The following is a 6396-nucleotide window of genomic DNA, read 5'->3' as shown; positions in this document are numbered from 1 at the left end:
CCTTACCGCTGCCCCCGACCGCCCCCCGAAAACAACCCACGCTCCCGAGCCCAGACAATCGCCTCGCTGCGACTGTGCACATCCAGCTTCGAATACACCGTCGCCACATGATTGCGCACCGTGTTCGGCGCCAGCTTCAGCCGCGCAGCAATCTCCTTGTCCGCCAGCCCCTCACAGATCAGCGCCAACACATCACGCTCCCGGGCCGTCAGATCGGTGAACGACACGCTCGGCAGCTGCGGCGAGTTGACCTTCTTCACATTGGCCAGCTTTTCGATCAACGTCCGACTGAACCAGGATGCATCCTTCATCACCTCTTCAATCGCCGCCACCAGCTCAAGCTCGGTGCGCTTGCGTTCGGTGATGTCCATCAGCACCAGCAGATAGCACACCGCGTCCTGGATGTTGACGGTGTCTGCGGACATCGCGCACTCCAGCAGCTCGGCGTCTTTCCTGCGGATCCGCATATCGACGCGGTCAACGCGGCCGGTTTTCTCCAGTGCCGCCAGTAACCGGGCGCGTTCCGCCGGTTCATCGATGAAGTCCAGTTGCGCGACGGTCTTGCCGAGCACGTCGTCGCTCTCGTAAGCCAGGGTATCGAGAAAGGCCTGATTGACGTCGATCAGCCGCTGCTCATCGGCGCTGCAAATCAGGATCGGTACCGGCGTCAGGCGAAAGGCCTTGGCGAACCGCTCTTCACTCTGGCGCAGGGCGACTTCGGCCTTATGCCTGAGCTCCATGTCGACGAACGAGAACAGCATGCAATCCTCGTCATTGAGCACTAGCGGCTGCCCCGCGACGATCACCTGTTTAATGCCACCGTCCGGCAATCGCAGCTCGGCCTGCATCTGCGGGATCGTCGCGACATCGCGCAGGCGCTGGATCGCCAGGTCCTTGCGCTCGGCCTGTTCGAGAATATCCAGCTCATAGGTCGAAACGCCGATCACCTGATCGCGGGTGTAGCCAGTCATCTCCAGGAACCCCGGATTGACCTTGATATAACGCAAGTCGCTGAGACGGCAGATCACCGCCGGGGCCGGGTTGGCATTGAAGGTTTTTTCGAAGCGCTGTTCGGCGTTGGCCCAGTCGGTGACGTCGCTCATGATCAGCACCAGCGACTCGATGTCGCCGTCGCGATCGGTCAACACCATGCTGCGCACGCTATGCACCCAGGTGCGCTCCTCGTCACTGTGCGGGGTAACTTCGACCAGCACGTCGCTGAAGGTCTCGCCGGTGGCTACGCGGCTGATCGGGTATTGCTCCGGCGTCAGCGTGTGGTTGTTGCGATAGCGCAGGTTGAAGCGCTCGACGTATTCCCCGGCGTTGTTGCCCAGCTCGCCGATCCGGCTGACGCCATGCATCGCCAGCGCGGCTTCGTTGGCCCAGAGAATCGTCTGGTCGAGTTCCAGCAGAATCACCCCGTCGGACAGCCCGGCAATGATCTGCTGCAACTGACGGCGATTGGTTTCGGTGGTCAGGACGTCCCGGCTCATTGGTTCTCCACAAGTTCGCGCATGTGAAGTTTACGACCGCAGGCGGTTGTGATCGTGCCGGGCAACTTTGTCCCTGATTACCGCGATGAGTGATCGACCAGCTCGCGCAGCGTATCGAGAAACAGCTTGAGCACCGGCGAGGCATCGTCCGCCCGATACGTCGCGTACAGCGGCACTTGCGGCAGCGCCGGGGTCAGGCGCCGGAACACCAGTCCGGCGGGAGCCAACTGCTCGATCGATGCGGGTAACAGCGCCACGCCAAACCCGGCGCGAACCAGACTGAGCAAGGTCTGCACCTCGATCACCTGCTGGCGGATCTGCGGAGTGAACCCGGCCTGAATGCAGCACTGATAGAGAAAATTGGCGAACCGCGACTGCTTCAATTCCAGCGCCACAAACGGCTCCTGCGCCAGATCAGCCGGCGCCAGCACCTCGCGTCGGGCCAGCGGGTGATCCTGCGGCATCACCACATGGATCGGTTCATGGATCAGCAATTCATTGCGCAATTGCGGGTCGTCATAACCGACGCGGAACACGCAGGCGTCGATGCGTTTTTCCTTCAACGCCTTGACCTGGGCCGCCGGGGTCATTTCATGCAAACGCCAGGTCACCTGCGGATAGCGCTCGCGAAACAGGTGCAGCGCCTTGGGCAGCACGCCGACCATCACCGAACTGATCATGCCGATTTCCAGCTCGCCCAGTTGCCCGCGCCCGGTCTGGCGGGTCAGGTCCAGCGCCCGCTCGAGTTGCTCGAACACCAGCGGCGCCTGCTCCTTGAGCATCTGCCCCGCCGCTGTCAGCTCGACCCGATGGTGGCTGCGCTCGAACAGCGGCGTGCCGAGTTCTTCCTCCAGCAAACGAATCTGCTGGCTCAGCGGCGGCTGGCAGATGTGCAGCCGTTCGGCGGCGCGACCGAAGTGCAGCTCATCGGCCAGGGCCATGAAGTACCGCAGCAAACGCAGGTCCATGGCGACTTACCCCAGGTTCAGTGGCGTGGAACGCTGACGCACCCCGGTCAGGCTGAACAGCGCATTGGCAATTGCCGGGACCACCGACGGACTGCCCAGCTCCCCGACGCCGCCCGGTTTGTCCGGCTGGCCATCGAGCACGAGAATGTCCACCGGCGGCATGTCGGACATGCGGGTGACGCGATAGTCGTGGAAATTGCTCTGCACCACTCTGCCCTGCTGGATGTCGAGACGATCGAATAGCGCGTGGCCGAGGCCCCACATCAATCCGCCGTAAATCTGCTCCTCGACCCCGCCGGGCGACACCGCCAGACCGCAATCGACCACACAGGTCAGCTTCTCGACCCGCACCTTGCCGTCCACTTTCGCGACCCGCGCCACCACGGCGATGAAACTGGTGTAGCCCTGATTGGTGGCGATCCCCAGCGCCGTGTCCGGCGGCAGTTTCTGGCCCCAACCGGCGCGTTCAGCGGCCTGCTTCAGCACCGCCACATGCCGTGGCCGCTCCTGCATGTTGACCAGCCGGAATGCCAACGGATCTTCACCGGCCGCGTGGGCCAGTTCATCCATGAAGCTTTCCACGGCGAACACGTTGGGAATGAAGCTCACCGAGCGATACCAACCGCTGGGCACGTTGCTTTCGTGTTTGACCCAGTTCAGCTCCAGGTGCGGCGGACGGTAGGCGAAGTCCCACGCGGTGATCGCTTCGGTGGTGCTGTAATCCATGTGATCCGGACGCTCGAAATAGCCCGGCTCCCACTGTTCCGGCGAGGCAGGCGACACCGCGTGCAGTTGCAGCGCGGTGAGTTTGCCTTGGGCATCCAGCGCGCCTTTTACCCGATGCAGCGTGGCCGGGTGATTGAACAGCGCGTGCATCTCGTCTTCGCGGCTGTTGAGCAGTTTCACCGGCACGCCGGTCTTCTGCGCCAGATACGCGACCTCGAACAACCAGTATTTGGCTTCCCGCGCACCGAAGCTGCCACCGGACACCAGCTCATGAATGGTGACTTTTTCCTTGCCGATGCCGCACACGGTTTGCGCCGCTTCCAGCGCCGACGACGGCACCTGCACGCCACCCCAGTAGGTGATTGCCTTGTCCTTGAGCTGCGCGGTGATGCAGATCGGCTCCAGCGGGTTCTGCACCTTGTAGGGCATGGTGTAATCGGCTTCGAGCAGCTTCGCCGCACCCGGCCATTGTCCGGCGACATCGCCCTGGGCCATGGCTTTGACGGTTTGCGTTGCCGGGTCGCTGATCGCTGCGATCTGTGCCTTGACCAGTTCGGCACTGTCGAAACCGGCCAGCGGGGAATCGCTCCATTTGATCTCCAGCAGCTTGCGTCCCTGTTGCGCGGCCCAGAACGTTTCGGCCAGTACCGCGACGCCTTCGAGGTTGCCACCGAGCACGTCCGGCCGACCGGGAATCGCGATCACCTTGCGCACACCCGGCACCTGCAACGCGGCCGCCGAATCCACCGCGACAACCTTCGCGCCCACTACCGGTGCGCGTTGAATCACCGCCACCAGCATCCCCGGCAACTGCACGTCGATGCTGTACTTGAAGCGTCCGCAAACCTTGGCCGCCGCATCGCGTTTGTGGCGCAGTTTGCCGATGTACTTGAACTGCGCCGGATCCTTCAGCGTGACGTTAGCCGGTGCCGGCAGATGCGCCGCCGCGCCGGCCAGTTCGCCGTAGCCGAGGCTGCGTTTGCTCGATGCATGCACGACCCGGCCTTCTTCGGTAGAGCAACTGTCGGGGCTGACTTTCCACTGCTGCGCCGCCGCACTGATCAGCAGCGCCCGCGCCGTGGCGCCAGCCATGCGCAAGCGATCGTACTCCAGCGACACACTGGTGCTGCCGCCGGTGGAGAAGACTTTCCAGACCGGATGAATGTAGGTGTCGAAGAACGGATCTTCCGGGGTGATGACCTGCACCGTCATCGGGTTCACGTCCAGTTCCTCGGCCACACATGCGGCCAGCGCGGTCTGGGTTCCGGTACCGGAATCGTGCTTGTGCACCACCAGTTTCACCGTGCCGTCGGGCAGCACGCGCACCCAGGCGTTAGGTTCGAATTCAGTGGCCGAGGTTTTCGCTTCAGTCGCCGCCGCACCGGAAGGCAGGTACAGCGCAATCGCCAGACCGGACGCCACCGTTACCGCCTGCTTGAGAAACACTCGGCGCGAGGGTTCATGAAGCGTGCCGTCGATGAGGCTCATCACGCCTCCTTCGGCGCATTCGCCGCACGTTTGATCGCCTTGTTGATCCGCCCGTAAGTGCCGCAGCGGCAGATATTCCCGGACATGGCGTTGCGGATCGAGTCGTCGTTGACCGGTGCACCGGTGTTGAGCAGCGCGGCGGCGGACATGATCTGCCCGGATTGACAGTAGCCGCATTGCGGCACATCTTCGGCGACCCAGGCCAGTTGCAGCGGATGGTTTTCGCTGGGCGACAGGCCCTCGATGGTGGTGATGCTGTGGCCCGCGACGGCGGCCAGCGGCAACTGGCAGGAACGCACCGCGACGCCGTTCAGGTGCACGGTGCAGGCACCGCACAGGCCGATGCCGCAACCGAACTTGGTGCCGGTGAGTTTCAACTGATCACGCAACACCCATAACAAGGGCATGGAGGGGGACGCCTCATCCAGCTCGCGTCGTTCGCCGTTAACCGTGAATGCAATCATTGTCAGGCTCCAAAAGAGCGGCCCGTCTTTGTGCGGGCCTGGTGACCGATTATTGGAACCCCCGGCAACGCGCGGCCAGCGACGATTTCTGCCAACCGGTGTAAGCAGGACTAACAACATGTACAAGCGATACCCGTCGGTGCAGTCCATGAGCGCGTTCATTCACGCAGCGCGCAGCGGCAGTTTTTCCAGTGCCGCACGCAAGCTCGACCTGACCCACAGCGCGATCAGCCAGCAGATCCGCGCCCTGGAAGACTTCATTGGCCAGCCGCTGTTCGTGCGCGAAGGCGGCGGCAGCAACCTGACCGACGCCGGGCAGCTGTTTGCCAGCGTGCTGTCGGATGGCCTGGCGCAGATTGACCGGGCGCTGTCCTCGGTGAAAAACCGCAGCGTGGCTCAGCGGCTGACCCTGGATGTGGACAGCGAACTGGCGCAGAGCTGGCTCAATCCACGCCTGCCGCAATTGCTCGACGGATTGCCGGATTACGAAGTGACAATCCTGTCGATGCCGCGCAGTGATCGCAGCACGTTCGAGCGGGTAGACCTGTCGCTGCGCTATGGCTATGGCGATTGGGACGATTGCGAGATGACCCAGATCTGCGGGGATCGGGTGCTGGCGGTGGCGTCCCCGGCGTTGCCGGAGCGGCATGGATTGCAGCTGCCGCTGAGCCCGGCGCAGATTCTTGAACTGCCACTGTTGGGGTATACGCGCAGGTCGTGGATTCCGTGGCTGGATGCGGCGGGGATGACACCGACCGAACCGCCGGCGCGGGTGATTTTCGATAATGCGGCGAATCTGATTGCGGCAGCTGAAGCGGGTGTCGGTGCGGGGCTGGTGCGTGGATTACTGGCTGCCGATGCGTTGCGCAGCGGGCGGCTGGTGGCGTTGAACCAAGCGCAGATTGCGGCGCATTACAATCTTTATGCGGTGTGGCCGCATGGGCAGGCTGAGCGGGTGGGGCCGGTGGTTGAGATCATCAAACAGTTGGCTCTGAGTACGCTTGAGAATGCTGCCCTCACCCTAGCCCTCTCCCAGAGGTAGAGGGGACCGATCGGGGGATGCTCAAGAAGTCCGCCGACCTGAATCTGCTTTACCGAATCCATAATCGACTGGATCTTTCAGGTCGATGTACAGCGCAAGACACCTCGGTCAGTCCCCTCTCCCTCCGGGAGAGGGCTAGGGTGGGTAAAGACCGGGTACATCCTTTACGTTTGAGACCGGGGACATGGTTTACAGGTATCAATCATGGTCAGGAG

5 protein-coding genes are annotated in these 6396 nt (G+C 62.8%); 1 reads left to right on the top strand and 4 read right to left on the bottom strand.

Features of this window, described 5'->3' with window-relative positions; genetic code table 11:
• Positions 1-2 precede the first annotated feature (2 nt).
• From AC07XZ_RS28990 to AC07XZ_RS28975, 4 genes are all read right to left on the bottom strand, one after another.
• Positions 3-1493, bottom strand: a complete 1491-nt coding sequence (locus AC07XZ_RS28990) for a helix-turn-helix transcriptional regulator (protein WP_102688678.1) — start codon at positions 1491-1493, stop codon at positions 3-5.
• Positions 1494-1570: 77 nt separating this feature from the next.
• Positions 1571-2461 (bottom strand): LysR family transcriptional regulator, encoded by an 891-nt coding sequence (locus AC07XZ_RS28985; RefSeq protein WP_011334794.1) that lies wholly within the window; start codon positions 2459-2461, stop codon positions 1571-1573.
• A 6-nt stretch (positions 2462-2467) separates the two neighbouring features.
• Entirely contained in the window at positions 2468-4675 is a 2208-nt protein-coding gene (locus AC07XZ_RS28980; protein ID WP_102688679.1) for a xanthine dehydrogenase family protein molybdopterin-binding subunit, read from the bottom strand.
• Entirely contained in the window at positions 4675-5139 is a 465-nt protein-coding gene (locus AC07XZ_RS28975; protein WP_102688680.1) for a (2Fe-2S)-binding protein, read from the bottom strand. Before AC07XZ_RS28975 ends, AC07XZ_RS28980 begins: the two co-directional genes overlap by 1 nt.
• A gap of 118 nt (positions 5140-5257) precedes the next feature.
• Between AC07XZ_RS28975 and AC07XZ_RS28970 the strand changes: the two genes are divergently transcribed.
• The gene (locus tag AC07XZ_RS28970; protein WP_102688681.1) at positions 5258-6181 is read left to right on the top strand and encodes a LysR substrate-binding domain-containing protein; all 924 of its coding nucleotides are present in this window, start codon (positions 5258-5260) and stop codon (positions 6179-6181) included.
• Positions 6182-6396 lie beyond the last annotated feature (215 nt).

The organism is Pseudomonas sp. GW458-11-26-14-LB4 (assembly GCF_059423925.1).
This window is presented reverse-complemented; position numbering and strand designations above follow the sequence as displayed.

Bases quoted from the DNA above. Each gene is read 5' to 3' on its own strand.
- AC07XZ_RS28975 (WP_102688680.1), bottom strand. From the start codon at position 5,139: ATGATTGCATTCACGGTTAACGGCGAACGACGCGAGCTGGATGAGGCG.
- AC07XZ_RS28985 (WP_011334794.1), bottom strand. From the start codon at position 2,461: ATGGACCTGCGTTTGCTGCGGTACTTCATGGCCCTGGCCGATGAGCTG.
- AC07XZ_RS28970 (WP_102688681.1), top strand. From the start codon at position 5,258: ATGTACAAGCGATACCCGTCGGTGCAGTCCATGAGCGCGTTCATTCAC.
- AC07XZ_RS28980 (WP_102688679.1), bottom strand. From the start codon at position 4,675: ATGAGCCTCATCGACGGCACGCTTCATGAACCCTCGCGCCGAGTGTTT.
- AC07XZ_RS28990 (WP_102688678.1), bottom strand. From the start codon at position 1,493: ATGAGCCGGGACGTCCTGACCACCGAAACCAATCGCCGTCAGTTGCAG.